15 protein-coding genes are annotated in these 22,265 nt (G+C 63.6%); 8 read left to right on the forward strand and 7 right to left on the reverse strand.

The features are described 5' to 3' along the window. Positions 1 to 28: 28 nt before the first annotated feature. The 3 genes from xerC to KF688_00230 all read left to right on the forward strand — a co-directional run bounded on the left by xerC (position 29) and on the right by KF688_00230 (position 3,819). Positions 29 to 928, forward strand: a complete 900-nt coding sequence (gene xerC, locus KF688_00220) for a tyrosine recombinase XerC (GenBank protein MBX3424075.1) — start codon at positions 29 to 31, stop codon at positions 926 to 928. 820 nt (positions 929 to 1,748) lie between these two features. Further along, entirely contained in the window at positions 1,749 to 3,128 is a 1,380-nt protein-coding gene (locus KF688_00225; GenBank protein ID MBX3424076.1) for a sigma-54-dependent Fis family transcriptional regulator, read from the forward strand. A gap of 127 nt (positions 3,129 to 3,255) precedes the next feature. Further along, positions 3,256 to 3,819, forward strand: coding sequence for a translation elongation factor EF-P (locus KF688_00230; protein ID MBX3424077.1), 564 nt, complete (start codon positions 3,256 to 3,258; stop codon positions 3,817 to 3,819). Between the two features lie 107 nt (positions 3,820 to 3,926). Here the strand turns inward: KF688_00230 and KF688_00235 are convergent, their stop codons facing one another. The 3 genes from KF688_00235 to ettA form a co-directional block, all read right to left on the reverse strand. Beyond that, positions 3,927 to 5,540, reverse strand: coding sequence for a hypothetical protein (locus KF688_00235; GenBank protein ID MBX3424078.1), 1,614 nt, complete (start codon positions 5,538 to 5,540; stop codon positions 3,927 to 3,929). Positions 5,541 to 5,636: 96 nt separating this feature from the next. Continuing rightward, complete coding sequence (locus KF688_00240) at positions 5,637 to 6,065, reverse strand: hypothetical protein (protein MBX3424079.1); 429 nt, start codon at positions 6,063 to 6,065, stop codon at positions 5,637 to 5,639. A gap of 49 nt (positions 6,066 to 6,114) precedes the next feature. Continuing rightward, complete coding sequence (gene ettA, locus KF688_00245) at positions 6,115 to 7,794, reverse strand: energy-dependent translational throttle protein EttA (protein MBX3424080.1); 1,680 nt, start codon at positions 7,792 to 7,794, stop codon at positions 6,115 to 6,117. A 420-nt stretch (positions 7,795 to 8,214) separates the two neighbouring features. Here ettA and KF688_00250 point away from each other — a divergent pair, with 420 nt between their 5' ends. After that, on the forward strand, positions 8,215 to 8,763 hold the full coding sequence (locus KF688_00250) for a DUF456 domain-containing protein (GenBank protein ID MBX3424081.1): 549 nt from the start codon (positions 8,215 to 8,217) through the stop codon (positions 8,761 to 8,763). Positions 8,764 to 8,839: 76 nt separating this feature from the next. Here KF688_00250 and guaA read toward each other — a convergent pair whose 3' ends face one another. Next, on the reverse strand, positions 8,840 to 10,426 hold the full coding sequence (gene guaA / locus KF688_00255) for a glutamine-hydrolyzing GMP synthase (protein MBX3424082.1): 1,587 nt from the start codon (positions 10,424 to 10,426) through the stop codon (positions 8,840 to 8,842). A 436-nt stretch (positions 10,427 to 10,862) separates the two neighbouring features. Between guaA and surE the strand changes: the two genes are divergently transcribed. The 3 genes from surE (at position 10,863) to KF688_00270 (ending at position 13,157) form a co-directional block, all read left to right on the forward strand. Then, a complete protein-coding gene (surE, locus tag KF688_00260; protein ID MBX3424083.1) occupies positions 10,863 to 11,666 on the forward strand; it encodes a 5'/3'-nucleotidase SurE in 804 nt (267 codons plus the stop codon). Positions 11,667 to 11,724: 58 nt separating this feature from the next. After that, entirely contained in the window at positions 11,725 to 12,249 is a 525-nt protein-coding gene (locus tag KF688_00265) for a hypothetical protein (protein ID MBX3424084.1), read from the forward strand. A 167-nt stretch (positions 12,250 to 12,416) separates the two neighbouring features. Further along, positions 12,417 to 13,157 carry a hypothetical protein gene (locus tag KF688_00270; GenBank protein ID MBX3424085.1) on the forward strand — a complete coding sequence of 247 codons (741 nt, stop codon included), beginning with the start codon at positions 12,417 to 12,419 and terminating at the stop codon, positions 13,155 to 13,157. 32 nt (positions 13,158 to 13,189) lie between these two features. On the opposite strand, the gene KF688_00275 is transcribed toward KF688_00270, so the two are convergent. The 3 genes from KF688_00275 to KF688_00285 all read right to left on the reverse strand — a co-directional run bounded on the left by KF688_00275 (position 13,190) and on the right by KF688_00285 (position 15,411). Then, on the reverse strand, positions 13,190 to 13,744 hold the full coding sequence (locus tag KF688_00275; GenBank protein ID MBX3424086.1) for a hypothetical protein: 555 nt from the start codon (positions 13,742 to 13,744) through the stop codon (positions 13,190 to 13,192). 128 nt (positions 13,745 to 13,872) lie between these two features. Further along, the gene (locus tag KF688_00280) at positions 13,873 to 14,205 is read right to left on the reverse strand and encodes a hypothetical protein (protein MBX3424087.1); all 333 of its coding nucleotides are present in this window, start codon (positions 14,203 to 14,205) and stop codon (positions 13,873 to 13,875) included. Positions 14,206 to 14,379: 174 nt separating this feature from the next. Beyond that, entirely contained in the window at positions 14,380 to 15,411 is a 1,032-nt protein-coding gene (locus KF688_00285) for an alpha/beta hydrolase (GenBank protein ID MBX3424088.1), read from the reverse strand. A 776-nt stretch (positions 15,412 to 16,187) separates the two neighbouring features. On the opposite strand from KF688_00285, the gene KF688_00290 reads away from it, so the two are divergent. Continuing rightward, the gene (locus KF688_00290; GenBank protein MBX3424089.1) at positions 16,188 to 21,869 is read left to right on the forward strand and encodes an ATP-binding protein; all 5,682 of its coding nucleotides are present in this window, start codon (positions 16,188 to 16,190) and stop codon (positions 21,867 to 21,869) included. Positions 21,870 to 22,265: the final 396 nt, after the last annotated feature.

Here is a 22,265-nt window from a genome sequence, read left to right on the forward strand (position 1 = left end):
CTGGCCCCTCAAGACTCGCGCCCGTTCCATGCACCGCAAGATTGCTCAGTTTCTACGGCACTTGCATGTCGAACGGGGCGCTTCGCCGCTGACGATCAAAAGCTACCGCGAGGACCTCGAGGCGTTCGCGGAGTACTTCGCCGACGAACAGGGGGCGACTCCCGAACCCGAGACCGTGACGGCCGTGGAGCTGCGAGGATTTCTCTCGGCCTTGCATGACGCAGGGTACGCCAAGACCTCGATCGCGCGCAAGTTGGCGTCGCTCCGCAGCTTTTATCGGTTCGGGCAACGCCAGGGGTGGATCGACACGAATCCCGCCCGGGCGCTTCGCAACCCGCGCAAGAGTCGGTCGCTGCCCCACTTCCTGACGACCGAGGAGGTCGGCAAGCTGCTGGCCGCTCCGCCAGCCCAAGGGGATGCCGGACTCCGCGATCGGGCGATCCTCGAAACGATCTACTCGGCGGGCCTGCGCGTGAGCGAACTGGTTGGGCTCAACGACGGCGACGTCGATCTCGACCAGGGGGTGCTGCGGGTCCGCGGCAAGGGGCGCCGCGAGCGGCTCTCGCCGCTCGGGTCGTACGCGGTCCGGGCGCTCCAAAAGTGGTTGGCCGCCCGCGAACTCGCGCCGAGCGAGAAGGGGGGCCGCGAGGCGCCGGTCTTCACGAACCGGTTCGGCACACGGCTCACGACGCGCAGCGTGGGACGTATGCTTGAGAAGTATCTCCGCGAGACGGGGCTCGACCAGCGGACCAGTCCCCACACGCTGCGGCACAGTTTCGCCACCCACCTGCTCGACCGCGGCGCCGACATCCGCAGCGTCCAGGAGCTTCTTGGCCACAAGAGCCTGGTGACGACGCAAATCTACACCCACGTCAGCACCGCGACCCTCCGCGAAGCGTACGAGAAAGCTCACCCCCGGGCGCACTGACCCGGCGGATTGTCGCGGATTGAGCGGATCGATGCGGAGGAGCCTGGCAGCGTGCGTCCGCCCGCCGCACCCGCGTCTCATTCTGGTCGTGATACCATTTGCGCCCTTGGAAGGGTGGCTGGGGTCGCAGCGCAGCGGAGCCCCCAGAGAATCCGCTGGGGGCTCACTTCGTTCGACCCCAGGCACCCTCAAATTGGCAAATGGCATCACTACCCTCATTCTTCTCTCGCCCCGGCGGCGCCGCCACGATTCCTTGTAACGTTTGCAGCTGGGCGCCGCTCGTGAGGGAGACGAGGCAATCATCGGCCCCGGCGAGTGCCGGCGGGCCGTCGTGACGACCAACCGACGAGCGGGCGCGGTCGAAAGTTTCGAGCAGGCAACTCGGCGTCCGATGGCGCCGGCCGCGCCTTGCTCGGCCGGTTGGACAATCGAACTCTCTCCCCCACGGCGTCCCGGCGACACTCTCTCCCGCCGGGGCGCCGTGTTTCCTGCGCCTCGTTCGCAGAAACTTGCTCATTGCGAAGCGGCCTGAGTTGCTTCCTGGCGGATGCAACCGGACGCTGACGCGTCCCGCTCGCCTCAAGGAACGGCTGTGCGAGTCGTAGGGGCAGAGAGGGTTTGATCGGAATATCCGGCCCCAGGCGGTACTCCCTCGACGCGGGGCGTTTGTTGACCGGTCGCCACCTGCGACGTATCTGTTTGGCATCAGGTTCGCGCGTCATCGCTCCCCAACTGTCGCGCGGCGTCAACATCGCCGTATTGCCACCGCCGTCGGCGGGCGCCTCCCGCGTCCCCGCGGCCGCCGGGAGCGTCACGCGCCATGATCCAGGGATCCTTGCTCGTCGTCGACGACGATCGTCACATTCGCGAATCGATGACCGAGTGGCTCGCCAGCCACGGGCTCGAGGTCGAGGCCGTCCCCGGCTCCGGCGATGCGCTCGAACAACTCAGCCGCCGGGCCTACGACCTGTTGCTCGTCGACGTGCGGCTCAAGGACGGCGACGGGTTCAGCCTGCTCGAACAGGTTCGCCGCAACCGTCCCGAGAGTCAGGTCGTGCTGATGACCGGCTACGGCGAGCCGGAGCAGGCCGTCGAAGCGATGCGGGCCGGCGCCATCGACTACCTCACCAAGCCGCTCATCGGCGAAGAACTGCTGATGAGCCTCGAAAAGGCCCTCGCTCAGCGGCAGGTGATCGAGGAGAACACTCAGCTCCGCCGCGAGCTTGACAAGCGCACCGGGCTCGACCACGTCGTCGGGACCCACCCCCGGATGGAGCGACTGTTCGAGGTCATCGACAGCGTCGCCGACACCCGGGCCACCGTGCTCGTGACCGGCGAAAGCGGCACCGGCAAGAGCATGATCGCCCGGGCGATCCATCGCCGCAGCAGTCGCGCCGGCAAGCCGTTCATCGAGGTCGCCTGCGGGGCGCTCCCGGAGAATCTGCTGGAAAGCGAGTTGTTCGGCCATGTCGTCGGGGCGTTCACCGGCGCGACGACGGACAAGATCGGCAAGTTCAAGCAGGCGGACGGGGGGACGATCTTCCTCGACGAGATCGGCACGGCCAGCCCCGCGATGCAGGTGAAACTGCTCCGCGTGCTGCAGGAGCTGCAATTCGAGCAGGTCGGCGGCAACAAGACCTTTAAGGTCGACGTGCGGGTCATCCTCGCCACGAACGAGGACCTCGCTCAAGCGGTCGCCGAGGGGAAGTTTCGGCAGGATCTGTACTACCGCGTCAACGTGATTAACCTGGAACTGCCCCCTCTGCGGGAACGGCGGAGCGACGTGGCGCCGCTGGCTCAGCGGTTTCTGGAACAGTTGCTCGAGGACACGAGCCGCAAGGTCGTCGGCTTCAGCGACGAGGCTCTCGCCGCGCTGGAATCCTACCAGTGGCCCGGCAACATCCGCGAACTGCAGAACGTCGTCGAGCGGGCCGTCCTGCTGGGCAAGGGCGAGTTGATCATGCCCGGCGACTTGCCGCGCGAGATTGCCGGGGCCGCGACCTTTCGGCCGCAGCGAGTCGGTCACCGGACGCTCAAGGAGGCCCTTGAGGAGCCGGAGCGAGCGATCATTCTCGAGGTGCTCGAGGCCCACGCGTGGAACCGCAACGCCACGGCCGACGCCCTGGGGGTGAACCGCACGACGCTGTACAAGAAGATGAAGCGGCTGGGCCTGGAAGACCGCGAGGAAGCGGGCCGCTAGCGGCCGGGAAAGTCGACGCCTTGCGGCCGCCGCAAGCCCGTCTAAACTTCTCGTACGCATTCCGCATGACAGGCACGGGGCCGAGTCCTCATCTGTCGTCTCCCACCGCATTCCCCCTTCGACAGCGATGCTCGCCAAAGACCTTAAGCCCGGTTCGATCTTCAAACAAAACGACGCCCCGTACATTATCGAGACCGTCCAGGTGCAGTCTCCCTCGGCCCGCGGCGGCAGCACGCTGTACAAGTTCCGCGCCCGGCACTTGGTGACCAAGCAGAAGACGGACCTCGTCTGCAAGGGAACCGACAACCTGGCGGACGCCGACTTTGCAAAGCGGGTCGTGTCGCTGATGTATCAGGACGCCGAAAGCGTCCATTTTCTCGACGTCGAGAATTACGAGCAGTACAGCATCGCCGCGGCCGACGTTGCCGACGAAATGGGGTACGTCACCGAGGGACTCGAGGGGTTGTACGCCCTGATCTACGAAGGAGAGTGCGTGGGGCTGCAAGTCCCCGCCGCCGTGGCGTTGGAGATTGTCGAGTGCGACCCCGGCATCAAGGGGAACAGCGCCACCAGCCGCACCAAGCCCGCCAAGCTGTCGACGGGTCGCATCGTGCAGGTGCCCGAGTACCTGAAGCAAGGCGAAGTGATTAAAGTCGATACCCGCACGGGCGATTTTCTCAGCCGCGCGTAACGCACGACGCCGCGACGCTTCCCCGACCGGCGGCCAACGGCCAAAGTCGTCGGAGGGCGATTCGTCCTGGTTTCCACTGGTCTTAAACCGGATCGCACGCAATCCGGCTAGTCGGCCCCTTGCGGGGGCGGCGACTTTCGAAACTCGAGATCCGCGTCGGGGAGCGCATTTCGCAACTCCGCTTGCTCGGCGTCGGTGAACGTCGCGTCGCGAACCGTGACGGCGACGAGCGATTTGATTGCGGCCAGCGATTTGAAGTCCTCGACCGTCAGTTCTCCCTGCCGCAGCGACAGCTCGCGCAGCAGCAGCGGCCGCAGTACGGCCAGTTCTCGGCCGGAGAGCGTCGCGTCCCCCGTGTCGAGTTCCTCCAGGTAGCGGCACCGGCCGATGATCGCCCAGTCATCGAGGGTCAGTTTCGTCGGGCCGAACCGCAGGCGCCGCACGTTTTCAAGAAGATACGGCGCAAACTTCTGCAGCGTCTTGTCGTCCATGTCGAGCGATGCGAGAGACAAGTATCGCGGGTCGACGTTCCCCGGCTCAGGGCCTTCCTGCTTGAGTCGCCGCCGCAGGCGCCGCAGGGCGACGTTGTCCGGCTGGACGAACGTCGACGCGGGGTCGAGTTCGATGCGTCCTTCCAAATTGTCTGCCAGGAACTGCCGCACCTCCTCCTCCGTCGCGGCGATGCGGAGCTCAAGCCGCCGCAGCGTCGGCACGCGCGTCAGAGGCTGCAGGTCCTCGATGAGGCACTCGGGGGCGGCGATCCGCAGGGTTGACAAGTCGGAGGAGGCGGAAAGCTCGCGGGCGTCGGTTGCCGAACCTGCAAAACTGTAAGTCATGCGATTCGGCCGGCGGTCGATCGGCCGCAGTCGCCAGCAGTTCGAGAGCAACTCGCGGCTGCCGACGAGTCGGGCCAGCCACTGCGGCCCGACGAACTCCCACTCGCGCCACTGGGGACGCTCAAGAGGAGGGAGCGTTTCGTCGGGAGACGTCGCAGCGGTCGGGCCCCAGTACGCGAGTTGGAACAAGTAGCTCCTGCGAGCTTCCTCGGCGTTCCACCATGCTCCGGAGATTTCCTGGAACAATTCGTCGACGCGCTGGTTGGTCGCGTGATGCAACTGGTGATAGCGGGCCCACCCCATGACCCCCGCAGCCAGCGCCACAGCAGCCAGCAAGTCTGCCAGGCGCCAGCGAACGAGGCTTCCTCGCCGCCGCCGCCAACGCTCGACCGCCCAGGCGGCGAGGGAGACCAACACGATGCAAACCGTCAAGTCGGCCGCCGCCGCGCCCCAGCGCCAACGGCGACTCTCGCCGCCGGCGAATCTCCACGCGACCGGCGCCGTCCACGCGATCGGTTCCCCGCGGAGGCGGACCGCCTCCAGCGGCAGCGTCCGATCGTGCTGCGGGTCGTAATCGAACTCGCCAGCGGCGGGCGGAGCGATGGCGAGGTTTTGCCAACTCGGACTGTATGCGTAGGGGACCTCCCTCGTCAGAAACGTCCACGGCCAGCCGTGCTCCCACGTTTGCACGAGCGTCCACGGCGCCGGCATCGGCAGGTCCGGACTCGGGGGGCGAAACTCCGGTCCCGCTTCGCTCGGCATCCCAGGCGGAACGACGACTCCTAGCGCCGCCGTCGCCGCAACGATCGCCAGCCATGTGAGCCAGTGCAACCGCCGATGGCGCGGCTTCTGCGGGCGGTCGGCGGCGGACGGCGAGTCGCTCATGCCGAGTTCCTGGCGGTCGGCGAAAACCAACAGCGAGCAAGCGTGCGGCGTGAGTCGCGGCAGCAGTCGAACCGGGCTCCAACCCTGGAATTCGGTTCAGAACAATTCCAACTGCCGCAATTCCGGCTCGGCGACACTCTTGCGCGTACGCTTGACGACCGGCTTGGTCGCGGCCGGGGTCTTTTTTGCGGCCTTGGTCGTCGGCTTGGGATGCTTCCCGGCGAGCTTCTTCGCCGCCGGCGCGGCGCCCTTCGGCTTTGGCGCCGCCTGGTGGCGAGCGCTCGCCGAGCCCTTGTCCCCGCGGGCTGTCTTGGTCTTTGCGGGCTTCGCCGACTTCGCGACCTTGGCGTCTTTCTTGGCGGACGCCGGTTTGCCCGGCGAGGCCTTCTTTACGGCGGCTTTCTTCGCCGCCTTGCCCTTCGCTTTGGCGCCCTTGGACTTCTTCCCCTTGGCCTTCTTGTCGCCGAAGACGTTGTCCCAGTTGTCGGAATACTGGGCGTTCGAACCTACGCTGGTCGTGCTCATGGCGGAGGAGATTGTGGTCCGTTGTCTGTGGTCCGTTGGCGACGGACGATTAACTCTGCTGCAGTTTCTTATACCGGAACCGGTGCGGTTCGTCAGCGGCCGTCCCCAGGCGTTCGTGGCGTTGGGTCTCGTAGGTTTGGAAGTTCCCCTCGCACCAGTGGACGTAACCGTCCCCCTCGAACGCCAGAATGTGGGTCGCCAACCGGTCGAGAAACCAGCGGTCGTGGCTCACCACCACCGCGCACCCGACGAAGTTGGCGACCGCCTCTTCCAGCGACCGCAGCGTGTCGACGTCGAGGTCGTTGGTGGGTTCGTCCAACAACAGCACGTTCGTCCCGCGGCGCAGCAGCTTAGCAAGATGGACGCGGTTCCGCTCGCCGCCGGACAGGACGCCGACCTTCTTCTGCTGGTCGGGACCGGTGAAGTTGAACCGCGAGACGTAGGCCCGGCTGTTCATCACCCGCCCCCCCATCTCCAGGTTGTCGAGCCCGCCGGAGATCTCTTGCCACACCGTGTTGTCGGCCGCCAAATCGTCGCGCGATTGGTCGACGTAGCCGAGTTCCACGGTCTCGCCGATGACCAGCTCGCCGCTGTCGGGTTGTTCCTGTCCCATCAGCATCCGCAGCAGGGTCGTCTTGCCGGCGCCGTTGGGGCCGATGATCCCTACGATCCCCCCCGGGGGCAAGCTGAAGTTGACGTTCTCAAAGATCACGCGATCGCCGTACGACTTCGACAGGTTGACCGCCTGAATGACCTTGGTTCCCAGGCGTTTTCCCGGCGGGATTTGGATCTCGAGCTCGTCCGACTTGTCCTGGTATTCCTCAGCGGCCAGCTTCTCGTACGCCTGCACGCGGGCCTTGCTCTTCGACTGCCGAGCCTTGGGGCTCGAACGGACCCACTCCAGCTCTTTGGCGAGCATCTTTTGCCGGGCGCTCTTCTGCTTCTCTTCCAACTCGAGCCGTTTCGCCTTTTGCTCCAGCCATGCCGAGTAATTCCCCTCGAACGGCAAGCCGCGACCGTACTCGAGCTCCAGAATCCACTGGGCCACATTGTCGAGGAAGTACCGATCGTGCGTCACGGCGACGACCGTGCCGTGGTACTCGGCCAAGTGGCGTTCGAGCCACAGGACGCTCTCGGCGTCGAGGTGGTTGGTCGGTTCGTCGAGGAGCAACAGATCGGGCTGCTGCAGCAGGAGTTGGCAGAGGGCGACCCGCCGCTTCTCGCCGCCGGAAAGCTTAGTGACGTCGGCGTCCCCGGGGGGGAGGTTCATCGCTTCCATCGCGATTTCAATTTGCCGATCGAGTTCCCAAGCGTTGGCCGCGTCGATCTTGTCCTGCAGCAGCCCCTGCCGGTTCATCAGCTTTTCCATCGCGTCGGGGTCGTCGCCGACCTCGGCGTACTTGTCGCCGATCTCCTCGAATTCCTTGAGCAGCGCCCGCGTCCCGGCGACGGCTTCCTCGACGTTCTCCTGAACGTTCTTCGTCGGATCGAGTTGCGGCTCCTGCGACAGGAGCCCCACGGTGAACCCAGCGGTAAGTTTAGCCTCCCCCTCGAAGTCCTTGTCGAGCCCCGCCATGATCTTCAGCAGCGTGCTCTTTCCGCTGCCGTTGCGCCCCAGCACGCCGATCTTGGCGCCGGGGTAGAACGCCAGCCAAATGTCCTTGAGGATCTCGCGCTGGCCGATCTTCTTGGTGAGGCTGGAAATTTGGTAAATGTACTGCTGGGCCATAGGGGGCTTCGCGATCGAGGGAGACGGCGGCAGGAAGGGTAAGCGGCGGGATTCGCGGTTGGGGGACGTTCAAGCTGGCCCCGAGCCGACCGCGCGATCCACCAGCCTACGCGCCCGGGGCGAGGGCTGGCAAGGCGCCCCAAAAGCGGGTCGTGGTACCATTTGCCAAATTGAAGGGCGCCTGGGGTCGAACGAAGTGAGCCCCCAGCGGATTCCCTGGGGGCTCCGCTGCGCTGCGACCCCGAGGCGCCCTTCCAAGGGCGCAAGTGGCATCACTACCCAAAAGAGCCTCCGGAGTCCAAGCCGCCCCGCGCGGGTGATTCTCACTGAGAATGGCCGTCGATTCTCGGGGAGAATCGACCACGGAACGCAACGCGGCCCGAGTAAGATCTGGGTGCGACAATTGCACGCGAGGCCGCGATGAACCCTTGGCTTTACTACTTGCTTGCCGGAACGCTTGTCGTCGCCTGCACGCTTGCCTGGCTTGGCAACCTGTTCGGAGCGCCCGGCAACTGGCTCGTCGTCGGGTTGGCCGCCCTGTTCGCTTGGCTGGCGACGGACGCGTCGGGACGCGGATTGAGTTGGGCCTGCGTCGGCTGGCTCGCGGCGCTGGCCCTGATCGGCGAGACGATGGAATTCGCCGCCGGCGCGACCGGGGCCGTCAAACAAGGCGCAAGTCGGCGCTCCATCGTCTACTCGCTTGTCGGAGGCTTCGGCGGCAGTCTGGCGGGGGCGGGCGTCGGCGTCCCGATCCCCGTGGTCGGTTCGCTCGTCGGCGCCCTGATCGGCGGTTCCCTCGGGGCGTTCGCCGGGGCGTACTACGGCGAGACGACCCTCATGCGTTCCCATGGCGAGAGCGTCGCCGTGGGCAAAGCCGTCTTCTGGGGACGATTGTGGGGAACCGTCGGCAAGTTCATCGTCGGAGCCGCGATGCTGGGCGTCGTCGCAGTCGATGCACTGATGCGATGATCCGACTTCCCCGTCAATTCCTGCCTGTCAAATCCTGAACGGGACCAGCTTCGTTTGCCAAGCTGGAATGCCGGACCTACTCCCACTCAATCGTCGCAGGCGGTTTGCTCGAGATGTCGTACACGACGCGGTTGACCCCCTTCACCTCGTTGATGATCCGCGTGCTGATGCGGGCCAAGAGGTCGTACGGCAGGTGGCTCCAGTCGGCGGTCATGAAGTCGTCGGTGTTCACGCATCGTACGGCGAGGGCGTTGTCGTAGGTGCGGCTGTCCCCCATTACGCCGACGCTTTGCACGGGCAGCAGCACCGCGAACGCCTGCGACGTGGCTCGGTACAGTCCGGCCGCCTTGATCTCGCCGACGACGATCGCGTCGGCCTGTCGCAGCGTTTCGAGCTTGTCCTTGGTCACTTCGCCCAAGCAGCGGACCGCCAACCCCGGGCCCGGGAACGGGTGACGCCACACAAGCTCCTCGGGGAGCCCCAATTGCAACCCCAGCCGTCGCACCTCGTCCTTGAACAGGTCGCGCAGCGGCTCGATCAGCTCGAACCCCAACTCCGCCGGAAGCCCGCCGACGTTGTGGTGGAGTTTGATCGTGTCGGCCGGCCCGTCGGGAGCGGCGCCGCTCTCGATGACGTCGGGGTACAGCGTTCCCTGTGCAAGGTACTTGGCCCCCTCGATCTTGCGGGCCTCGGCCGCGAAGCAATCAATGAACGTGTGCCCGATCCGGCGCCGTTTTTCCTGCGGATCGACGACCCCGGCTAATACGCCCAGGAACTGCTCCTCGGCCTTGACGACGTGCAGGTCGGTCTTGAAGTGCTTCGTGAACTCGTCGACCACGAGCCGTTCTTCGTCGAGCCTTAGCAACCCGTTGTCGACCAGGATGCACGACAGCTGCGGCCCGATCGCTTGGTACAACAGCGCCGCGACGACCGACGAGTCGACCCCGCCGGACAGGCCGCAGATGACCCGGTCGTCGCCGACTCGCACGCGGATTCGCTCAATCGTTTCGGCGGCGAAGTCCCCTAGCTTCCATGCCCCCTCCGCGCCGCAGGAGGTCTTGAGGAAGTTCCGCAGGACCTTCGCTCCCTCGGGGGTATGGGTCACTTCGGGATGAAACTGCAGTCCGAAAATCGGTCGCGAGCGATGCCGGATCGCCGCGTAGGGGCAGGTCGCCGTGCGGGCGAGCGGTTCGAACTCCTCGGCGATCCCCGCGACTTGGTCGCCGTGACTCATCCAGACCTGGGTCTGGGGGCTCACGTCGGCGAACAGCCCGTCGCGCGCGGCCGTCACGTCACACTCGGCCCGGCCGTACTCGCGGGCCGGGGCGTTCTGCACGCTGCCCCCCAGCGCTTGGCAAATGAGTTGCATGCCGTAGCAAATCCCCAGCACCGGCACGCCCAGGTCGAACAACCCCGGGTCGCACTGCGGGGCGCCGGGCTCGTAAACGCTGTTGGGGCCGCCGGACAGGATCAGCCCGATCGGGGCGAGCTCCCGGATGCGCGCCGCGGTGATGTCGTGCCGGACGATTTCGCAGTACACGTTTTGCTCGCGAACCCGCCGGGCAATGAGCTGGGCGTACTGCGAGCCGAAATCGAGCACGAGCACCCGCTCGGAGGCGGCGGCCGTCGGAGCAGGGGGGGGCGAGCCTGCCGGGGCGGTCATCGGCGGACATCCTGTTCACAGAGGCGGCCCCGTGCTGCGGGCCGCGACGCGGTGGGAAAACGGGCGATTGTAGCAGGCCCGGGTCGCCGCTGGGCAGGGGGAGCCGGGAGGGGTCGTGATACCATTTGCACCCTTGGAAGGGTGGCTGGGGTCGCAGCGCAGCGGAGCCCCCAGTGAATTCGCTGGGGGCTCACTTCGTTCGACCCCAGCCACCCGTCAATTTGGCAAATGGGATCACGACCCCGGGAGGGGGGAAGGCTGAAGGAGGGAGCGGGAGCGGAACTGCAGGCGGGGTTGCGAGCAAGGCCCGCCTCAGCAGGCGGCGTGCCGGGCGTTGCGGCTTCGCCACGGGCTCGTTGTTCTTTTGCCACGCTCACGGTTATGATGGTCGTAGCGGCATGATGACGGAACTCCTGCGGACAACGAGGTTTACGGCGTGCAAATCCTGCTCACCAACGACGACGGCATCCACGCTCCGGGGCTCGCGGCCCTGGAACGGCACTTGCAATTCTTGGGCGACGTGACCGTGGTGGCCCCCCTGCACGAACAGAGCGGCGTCGGCCACGCAATCACCTACCTGACCCCGCTGATGTGTCGCGAGGCGTTCGACGGCGAGCGCCGCCGCGGCTGGGCGGTCGAGGGGAGCCCGGCCGACTGCGTCAAACTCGCGGTCTCCGAGCTTTGCCCTCGTCGACCCGAACTGGTGGTCAGCGGCATCAACAGCGGGCAAAACGCCGGGATCAACGTCCTGTACAGCGGCACGGTCGCCGCGGCGATCGAGGGAGCCTTTTTTGGAATCACGAGCATCGCGGTCTCGCTGGAATACGACGAGCACGCCCGATATGACGAGGCGGCCGCGCTGGCCGCAGCGCTCATCCGGCAAATCCTTCAGCAGAAGGACCAGAGGCCGCAGCTCTTCAACCTGAACATCCCCACGGCCGCCCTCGACGGGCCGGCCGAGGTGGTCGTCGCCCCGATGTGCGTCGTGCCGTGGGGCGAGCAATACGAAACCCGCCGCGACCCGCGCGGCCGCAACTACTACTGGGCGACCGGCAAGCAGCCGACCCCGCCCGAAGACGAGGAAACCGACTTGTCGGCGCTCCGCGAGGGGAAGATCACGCTCACCCCGCTGGCGTTCGACATGACCCGCCGCGACGTCCTGGCGACGATGCGCACCTGGACGCTGGACCCCCAAGCCGAGGGCAAGTCCGCTCCGCGTCCCCACGCGACGCTGCGGTAATGACATGGGCTGCTCAACTCCCCGCTCCCTTCCCGGTTCGGCAGAAGGAACACCGACCATGACAACGCACGTTTCGCTCGGGTTGGTCGTCGCTGTGACGCTCGCGTCCTTGGGCTGCGAGGTCCCCGAACTCCCCGCCGACCAGGCGACCGCTCCGGCGGCGACGGCGCCCGCGGAGCCTGCCGGACCGGAACGAGGCACGGCCGCCGCGGCGACGGCCGACGGCAAGGCGCTTCCCGACCCGGGGGACGTCGCCCCGGTGACGGACGAGGGGCGGTCGTTTGACGCCAAGGACCCGGTCAAGGGCCGGCGCTCGCGGAGCGTCGGCGGATACTTGGGCGCCGTCGGCGGCGCCCGATTCTGGGCCGAGCACCAGATGACGCTCAACATGATCAAGTACAACATGAACATTTATCAGTCGCAACACGATGGAAAGTACCCTCCGACTCACGAAGCTTTCATGAAGGACGTGATCGAGTTCGGGCAAATCACTCTGCCGGAACTACCGGACGATCAGGAGTACCATTACGACCCCGAGCGAGCCGAAGAGGGCTTGCTTGTGCGGCTCAAGCAAGCAGAGTGAAAGTTGGGCCGCCAGGCCCCGGCGACCAGCGCGGTCGCGGCTGCGGGCGGTCGTGCAGGGAACGACAAGGGAAGGTCGCGCTTGAACCTTCGCGTCGATCGCGCTGTGCGCCCCGACTTGCCTGAGACCCTCCTCCGCCATCCCGCCTCTCATCCCCCCCGCCGCCCATGTCCCGCCCCGTACCCCCGCTGTTGGGTCTGCCGATGTTCGTCTGGCGACTGCTGTTCGCCGCGGCGCTGCTCGCGATGCTGCTGATCACGCGGCGCTCGTCGGCCGCTGAGGCGTCTTGCGATTGCGTCCAGCCGGCGACGTACCAACGCACGGTCGTCGTTCAGCCGCAGCAGGATAGCTGGATCTTTCGCCCCGGGCGTTACACGCACGATCCCGAAACGGGCGCCCGCGTGGCGCAGTACGCGGCCAAGCCGGCAATCGAGCCGCTTGACGATCCGCGGCTGGTGAGCAGCGGATACACCCGCAGTCGCACCGTGCTCCGCGGCGCCGACGGCTCGGTCGACACGGTCTATCGCGTGCAAAGCTACGGCAACGGTCGCGGCGGGATCGACGCCGAGTGGGAGCGGTTCCACGACGCGTGGCGCGGCTCGACGGTCGGCGGCGGAGCCTTCCAAGGCGGAGTCGGCTTTGGCGGCTTCGGTTACGGCTATCCCGGATTCGTCGGCGGCTTTCCCGGTGTGAACGGCGGCTTCGGCCCCTACGGTCATCGGCCGAGTCAGCCCCGATACTACGGTTACGGTCCCGGCTACGGTCAGCCCGATCCGGGACGGCTCGACCCCGACGGCGCCGACGGCTATCGCGAGGAGTTCCCCTACGTCCCCGACCGCGAGTTCTTCCCCCGCGGTTTCCCGCCGCGGCAAGAAGGCCCCGCGCCGGAACCGCCGGCAGGCGCCTGAGAGTCGAACGAGCCGTGCCGGTGCGGTCGCCTTCAGCGCCGCGCGCGGCCGACGGCGTCGATCGGGCGGCCGTTGTCGAAGACGCGGTAGTCGTCGATGAGCCACGCTTCGCCGCGGCGGACCCAGTCGATCTCGACCTGATCGCGGAAGCCGACCGTCGCCCCGCCGCGCCGGGCGTTGCCGATCAGCAGGCCGCGAAACTTAGCCGTCGCGCGGGCCGGTTCGCCGCCGGGGGCGAATTCGATCTCGAGTCGCCCTTCGATCCCTGCGCGCTGAACGTCGATCTGCGGCATGGCGGCGCTCGCGTCGGCTTGCACGGCGGTCGCCGCGGGATCGATCAGGGCGAGCACCGCCGGCAGATCGTTCGCTTGGATCGCCCCGAGCGCCGCCGCGACCGCTCCCTCGACCTGCTCGCGCGGCGTGACGATCAGTCGTTCAACCGCCGCCGCCAGCAGCGTCAGCAGCACGACCCCGGCGAGCGTCGCCAGCGAGGCGAGATTCCGCCGTGCGAGAAACACGATCCCCGCCAAGGTCGCCAGAACGGCGCCCCCCAGCCAGATCGGCAACGGATTCTCCAGCGGCGACATGGAAGCAGGTCTCCCGGACGACGGCGGCGCCGTCTCTCAAGCGTCGAACCGCCCAGCGACCGTTCGGATTGCGTGCAAGTCGCGACTTGTCGCCCCGCTCGCGATGTCCCGGGAAACGACAGCCTGAGTTACGGATCGGCAAACCGACTTCGTGCGAGCATCGCCGTCGAGCCGGCGCAAACGATTCCCAGCAGGATCTCCAGCGGCCACAGCGGGATCATCGTCGCCCCGGGGCTCGAGTACTCGGGGGCCTGCTTCACCCGCTTCGCGCCGGAGCCCTCGGTCTCGATCTCGAGCGTTCCCGCGGCTGCGGCGCTGCGGGCCTTGTACTTGTTCTCGATGTTCGCCTGCCGCTTGCCGAACTTCCCCCCCGTCGCCAACAGCGCCGACAATCCGACCGCCGAGAACAGCGCGAACCACAGCCAAGGCGAATCACTGATCGGCGGACGAAGACGCGACATCGCGGTCGATTATCCAAGGGAACGGGGTTACACCGCGATTCGTCAACGTGCTTCGACGGTCTCGTTTGCCCGAAGTCGCGGGAGATTCGATTCAGCTTCTTCCGGAGCGTTCGCTGCGTACGGGTGTTCTCTGGGTCTCGGCGTTCATTGCGGAGAGACTCGCCATGCCGATCGTCAGGGGGTCGCCGCCGGCACGGCGTCGAGGAACTCGTCGACCGACTTGACGAACTGCGGCGCCAGGACGGCCGTCACGTGGTCGGCTTGGGGGATGACGACCAGCTTCGCGTCCGGCAACATCGCCACCGACCGGCGGACGCTGGGGGCCAACGGATCGGCGCCGCCGACGATTGCCAGCGTCGGCGCCGTGATTTGCCGCCAATGCTCCGGCGGCTCCTTCGCGTCGGCGGCCAGCATCGGCAAAAAACCGCGGACCATGGCGGCCAGCGCCCGCGAGTCGTTCATCCCCATCATCACCATGTCGGCGCTGCGCACCTGGAAGTTGCTCGGCTGCGGCGCTCCGGGGGGGGTGAGCGCCCGCACGAGCGGGGCCATGCTCCCTTGCTTCTCGAGCGTCGTCGCCAGTTCGGTGAAGACGGCGGTGAACGCCGCGTCGGGCATCAATCCCGCGCCCCCCATCACCAGCGACCGGGTCCGCTGGGGATAGAGCATCGCGAAGCGCCCCGCGAGCCCGGCGCCCATCGAGTATCCCAGGACGTCGGCCTGTTCGATCTTCAAGTGCGCAAGCAACCGCTCGGCGTCCTTCACCATGTTCAGTCCGTACGCCTCGGCATGGCGCGGCTTGTCGCTTTTGCCGTGGCCGCGGCAGTCGAAGGCGACGACCCGTCGCTCCTTCGTCAGAGTCGGCAAGATCGGTCCCCACTGGAACTCGATGTTCGCCGCGAAGCCGTGGATCAACAGCAGCGGCTCGCCGTCCCGCGGACCCTGGTCGACGTACCGGATCGTCACGCCGTCGGAGTCGAAGAACTGATCGGCCGCGGGGGCGGCGGCGGCGCACGTGGCGAGCACCGACGCGAGCACCGACGTGAGCACCGACGTGAGCATCGACGTGAGCATCGACGCGAGCAGCGCCAGGCACAGCCCCTCCGGGCGGGCGTTGATCCAGGAATCTCCCTTGGTCACGATCGGCTGCTCCTGCAGAACGGCGATTGGGTTTGCCGCGAAGGCGAGCCGGGGGCTCGAAGGCAAGTCGGGGAGACTCGCAGGCGAGCCGAGGGGTCTCGTCGCGGGCGCACCGCAGCGGATTCCCCGGAGGCAAGTCGCCGGGGGCGCCGGTAGATTCTACGCTCCCCGGCCCGCACGGCGAGAGCGACTTGCCCTCGCTGCCGCAGAACTGTCAAGTCCGAACAGTCTCCCGCACCTACGCAGGCAGGCGCCTGCGGTCCCCCTAGGCCAGGACGTCCCGCCACGAGCATGTACGCCGTCCCCGGCATTTACGGGGCAATTCACAGGGCGCCGGTGCGTCCGCCGGGAGGCGGCGGGAGATCCGCAAGGGAGACTGGCAGGGGGCTCGTTCACCGCCCGCGGGGGGGGTGAAACGAGAATCGGCTGAAGCTGGTCCAGATTCGGTTATATCCTATGACCAAAATCTGCGGTCGGTTATTGCAACCGACGTTCGCTTCGTTCGCGACGAAGGACACGCCCTCATGACGCACTTCACGACCGTCGGCTTGGCCGCGCAGGAGTGTCGTTTCGACGCAGGTTCAGGAGTTGCATGGGCCTAAATAGGACTGAAGCTTCCCTTAAGTTCTGACCGAGGCATCAGCCCGCTTCGCACTGTCAAGCCTTCCCCCGGCTCGGCTAAGATCGGATTTCTGCGAAACGTGCCCATAAGCTCAGCTCTCTACCAATGAACTCCGCAATTCCGTTATCAGCATCATCACGTCACAGGCGCCTGGGGGTCCCCAATGTCAACTATCCATGACACATCAGGCCAGGCGCATCCGTATTGGTACGAGTGGTTCGTGGGTCTGGTCGAAGTCGTGAAGCTTCTGAACCCAGACGAAGGCATAGAGAAGGTGGCCTTTCAGGTCGCGGCACTTCAAGGATGGGACGATGTAGTAGTCGTACACTCCAACGGCAAGCGCTTTTTCCAGGTCAAACACACGCGCGAAGAACACAACCTAACCTTCGGTAGTTTGGTTGAGGTAGACGACTCCGGAAAGTCGCTCCTCGGCAGTCTCTTCGAGGGCGCCAGGAACGGCGGACTGCTCGCCCCCGCACACGAGTTGGTCCTCTATACCAATCGCGAAGACGGCTCACGTTGGTCAACACGTCAGAACGGCGATCGCCGCCCCCCTCTCCTGGAGTTCTGGCAGTGGCTTCAGCAGGAACTTGAGTCAAGCGATCTCGCGGACATTTCCGTGCCGTCGGTCGATGACAAGCAATTGGATTACGCACCAGCATGGGGCGAGTGGATAGCCTGCTTTAGGGGGCATAATCACGACGCGACTGAGTTTCTGAAGCGGCTTCACATCCGAACAAAAGAGGATGACCTGGATGGACTGGAGTCCGACATTCGCACGTCGCTAGCGGATGCGTTTGGGATAACCAATGAACAGGCCGCCCCGCTTTTCGATGCGTTGTGCCGGGAACTGCGTACATGGACTACGGGGCACGATGGTGTCACGGTTGAGGATCTTTGCAGCGCGTTGACCCTCGCGCCGGCGTCAAAAGACTTCGCTCCCGCCCCACCACCTCCATCTCCCTTCTTTCCAACTCGATTGCCCGTCGCCGAGCAGCTGCAAAGAGACTTGCTCGATGAAAATGTAGAGCCAGTAGTGTTCCTAACTGGAGAGCCCGGGGCTGGGAAAACAAGCGCGGTAAGTTGGCTGGCGAACCGCAGGACAGATCAAGCCTTCCAAGGAATCATAGGGGTCAGGTTCTTTTGTTTCGAGCCGATCCGACCAGAGCAGCCGTTTATCTCCCCAGATTCTTCACGCGTCACACCGGAAGAGCTGTGGTTATCCCTTTTAAATCAGCTAAGACGAGGGCTCACTGGTCGACTCAACGAATTAAAGGTCCCGTTACGCAACGAGTTCCTTTCGTGGCAAGAGGCGAGAGAACATGTGTTAAGGCTTGCTGACACCCTCGGACAGGAACTCGGTAGACGATTCGTAATCGCGATTGATGGAATCGACCACGCAGCACGTGCCTCGCAGATTCTGCCCGATCAAGTTGGCAAGTTCTTCTCTTCTCTGCCATCGCCGGACGAAACACATTCAAGGCAGATTCGGCTGCTGATAGCCGGTCAGCCGTCCCAGTACTACATGGACCGGTACCCGACGTGGCTCACGATAGAACATCCGAAAGTCCGTTGCATTGACTTGCCTGTACTTGAGCAGGTTGACATCAAGTGCCTCCTCCAGGAGTCGTCTGCACCTCTTAATCGGTCACAAACGGACGACGTAGCGCGCCTAATCAACAGGTACTCGTTAGGTAACACACTGTCCGTGGTATTTGCTGTTGCAGAAGCCGAGCTGTGCAATACGCTCGAGGAACTCGAGTCACGGCTGGACGCTCGCTCCCTCAAAGATGGGTTGTCCCAGTACTATGATTCCATATGGACCGATGCGTTAGGCGATGCAAAGGACCTGAGTTGCCCCCTTGCAGGAGCTATCTCACTGGCTCGAACACCGATCACATCGCAGCAACTATCCAGAATCTTCGGTGTGTGGGAGAAGCCCGTCCCGTGGTGGGAGCAGGTGCTGAATGATCTAGGTCCGCTACTGCGAAGAGAAGGCGACCGGTACCTCATCAGGCACAACGACGTCCGAGTGTTTCTCGCATCACGGTTCAACGCATTCAATGCGGAAGAGCGGCGAACTGTCGCATCTCAGATCGTTGACTACTACGCTGATAGTGCGTCTGATCGCCTTGGCGCACACCTTCAGCTGTTCTCACTTCTAAGGCTCTCCGGTCGCATAGTTGAGGCCGCGACTCTTTTTGACGTAGATTGGGTATTGGAAGGTGCAGTGCTCGGAATAGAAGCGAATCAGCTGCATCAAGAAGGGGAAGCAGCGGTAGCCTCACTGCCCTTCGCCAAAGACTGGTGTAAGGTGGTCTCAGTGTCTTGCGCACTCGATACTCTTGATCGGGTCAATGAGTTTTCTGAACACTATTTGCAGATCGAGCCATTGCAAAATGAGTTACCGCCCTTCCTTCCAGCAGAGGCGGGAGTACGTCCACTCGACCAATGGCAGCAAGCGGACTTTCACCAGTTAGTTTGGGATGCCCATGAACTAGTCGCAGGCGGCGACGACGATCGAGCACTCGGACTCCTGTCCCGTTGGTTGGGCGATTTGCGAATTGACGATGTCGTCAGGGCGATACCAGATCTCTCATCCGATGTCACTGGCCGCATTCGTCAAAACGATGAGCCTCGGCTCAGCGACATGGCTGTTAGTGATTTTGAGGTACTCGGGTCACTCTCCGCCAAGTTGAAGTGGGAGTTCGGGGGGGATTTGCCTCAAGAAGCGCCTGCGATCGAGGAAGATGCCTTCCATGCGTTCGAAAGAGGTTTCGTTGATGAAGTCACTGCGTTGCCATCCGTTGGTTCCGCAACTGAGCTCTTTGCTCAACACGAACCACTTTTCTTCACGAATTTCGAGTTAGCCATCCGGAACCTCGCGAAAGCCGAGGCCTGGGACATGGTCGCCGAAACCTGCGCCATGATTGAAGACCACATTGGATCACTCAGCAACGAGTTCCTCCTTGAGGCCTCCTGGTACGCATTAAGGGCAGGCGTTGCGTCGGGATCCGATTGGATTCTGAACGCTGAGCACGCCTGCGAAAAGCTGCCCAGGGTACCGAAGCACCATGCCGGAAGCGACCTCAACCTAGCACAATACGTGAACACCGCCAGATCGCTCGGATGGAGTAACACCAGCTTGGACACGGGAGACATTGCCGACTTGGTCTACAAGGCCTTTGAGCCACCAGACAAAGAAGCAGTAATCAACGCGTGGCGGCTGCTTTTTCGTGCAGCTGCGGTCGTAGGGAGGCTAGACCGCTATTCTGCTCAAGCTGATTGGGAATCAGCGTCCGCCCTGTTTGCACCAGACTATATCCAACAGCTCTTGCAAGCCTTGTGGGGCGACGTCATTTACATGGCGCCATATGAGTTTGTGGGTAGGAAAGAAGCGGCCACGCTCGCAGAAGCGCTGGCCGAGTATTGCGGCAAGCTCGGAGGCAGTCATGATCATGCAGCATTCGATGCGGCATTGCCCTTTGCTATGGATGTTGTTCGTGGTTCGCGGGTTAGGGCAATCTGGGATGTAGTGAACCGACATGGAAGGCTCGATGTGCTCCGAGAGTGGGTTAGGGTGTACATAGGGGACACCGGGAGGGCATGGGAATGGGCGACGCAGGAAGCAAGAGAAGCCGTCAGGGAGTTTTCACCGCTAGCCCGGTCGATTGGAATGCACGAGGTGGCCGATTATGCCGAGAGCCGTGCAAGCAACTTGATAGTCGGCTACGTCGAACGAAAAGAGTATTCGTTTTCTAGAACGCAAGACTGGTTTGCGGATGCTGCGCAGAATGCCCCAGAAATCTGGTCTAGTGAAGGATGGAGGCTTTGGGAGCTGTGTCGCATCTGTGATGAAAAAGGTGGGGATAATCGAGTAGAGTCGGAGATTCTCACGAGCATCAGCGCCGCTGCAATTCGCTCGGGTAAAATCACTGCTTGGTGGCGTTTGGCTTCGACGACATTCCCAAGAAAGTGCGAGCGAGATTGGCACTATCAGCTGCGACAGCAATTTGTTGAAGGATTCACGTTAGCTTTAGCGCAAGGTCTGTCCATCAGTGACGACGAGATTCTGCAGACTTGGAGTGTCGCCTTATCGCTGAGCTACTGGCATGAAAATGGCGATACGTCCGCGCTAATGGCGCTACGAGATGCCTTACTCAAATACGCATCACTTGAGCGAAGAGGCGAGTTCAAAGAGGCAATGGGATCGGTAAGTCCGGTCGTATTGAGAAAGAGCGATGAGGAGGATCGTGAGCATTCGACGACTGAAGACCAGGGGTTACCACCCGTTGGGCCGCGGAGTGAGAGTGAATGGTGGAAAGAACTTGAAGACTTTCTCAAAGACCAGGATGACGAGAGTCGGTATTGGAGGCACGCCAGCGGACTCCTGGCGATCGCGCATCGGCGAGCTCAGCAGCACGGCAACGACGCGTTGATCGAAGGACTTCGTGTTCAGCTTGATATGCACATGCGCTGGGCTTTCGGCGGAGAACGGGGAGGCAAGGTGTCAGCACTCCCCGATGCGCAGCTGGAATCAGCCGATGAGGTCTTCGTAGAGCTTAGCAAGGTACTGCTGGACACATTCAGCGTTGAGGTTACGGTGGCGGCACTGGAAGGGATCCACAGCTATGTCGCTCAGCGGCCGACCATTATCTCGCGGCTCTTCGACGAAGTTGCTGGTGAATGGCCGCGAAGATGGTTGCTCAGCGCTGCTGAGTCGTGGGCAGTTCTTTACCCGGATAGTCTTTCAGAGGCCTCGGCAAAGATTGAGAGTTTGCTCCAGGCTGGCGATTTTGTCTGTCGCCTGCAGGCGTGGATTGTCTTGACCCGAAACGCTCAGGCCTTGGGCGTAGATGGCCCCGCATTCTCGGTGCCTGATAAACCGGAGCGATCTGTGCAAGAGAGCGACAATTTAGATGGACAATTGCTTGAGATCCCACCCACAGAGCTGGGCTCGGTTAGTCTTGCAAACAAGTTTTCATCAGTTCACATGCTCTTGCGTTTCTGCGGGCTGTTCGGGTTCCGATTCGAGAAGCTCGAAGGTCTCATTGCCAAGGAGTTGATCGACCAAGTCGACCGCAGCAGTCACGACCGGAAACAACACGGACCACACCGCCATGGTGACTTTACGTACGTGACCGCGCAGGCGGAGAAGGCATTCGGGAACGCAGTTAGTTCCATCCTGAGCGCGGACTGGTGCGGCAATACACAGATAGCGAAGTTGTGCCAAGCGATCCTTCCCAATGAAGACGCCTGGATTCAGCGGAGACGTCCTGGCGCGATCAGGCTCATAGACGACTGGCCAGCAGAATCTGAGTACGGTGGGCAGGACGTTGATTTGGAAACGCGATGTAAGCGTATGCTGGAAGCAACCAAGGGGGCCTGTGTTGAAGATCGGTGGAGGGTCATTGCCGCGCGAACGAGGGACTTCACCTGGAAGGAAGACTATGATCTACACTACTGGTTTGAAGAAGCCGAGGATTCCTTTCTCATCACTGTGCCGAAAGTGCCGACATGCCCCGGCGGAAGATCCTTCGTCTGGTGGATCGGAGAGCCGCTAGAAATTGATCGGGGTCGGTTTGTTTCGGGGCTTTTTGTCGGCGGGCACCAGAGGTTATCGCACTGTCACTTTGAAATCCGGCCACCGTTGGAGTGGCGCGACGGACTTGGCTGGTTGCCTAACCCTCAAAACCCTCTTGAGTGGTTTCTTGACGGCGAGGTGGTTGCACGATACGAACGGATACACGGAGCGTTGCGAAGCAACCCACACGGACCGAAATATCGCCAGCCAATCATAGATCGGTGGATCGTTACGCACTCCGCATTCGATGCAATGCTGAATAGGTACCCGCATCTCCGCGAGAGGCACACATTTGACAGTTGTCAGTTCAAGGATTGATGCCGTGTTAAAAGGCGTTTAGGCATTATCAACGCCCGACACTTGGCATGCTTGGCCCTTCTGAGACGACGTACATCCTCTTCAGTGAAATTTGATTTCTCAATCGCTAACTCTCTCCGTTTTTTCGCGCCACTCCGTTTGTCGTCGATCGTGATTTAGACTGCGTCGGCCGTAAACGCCGAAGGCAGCTATGGAGAGCCGGAAGAGCGCCAAGGACGAACCGTCCTGGGGTGCATGTGGGCAACTCAAGACTCTGCGTTCGATGGCCTGGGCCGTCGCGAGCTTCTCACACTTGCGCCATGACAGCGGTCGCATCGCCCCGCCAGCTTCTGAGAACCAGCCTTAGCCGCAGCGGGGGACTCCGCCGCCGGGGTTTGGGTGCAACAAGCGGAGGAG

Source organism: Pirellulales bacterium (assembly GCA_019636345.1).
Classification (GTDB): Bacteria; Planctomycetota; Planctomycetia; order Pirellulales; family Lacipirellulaceae.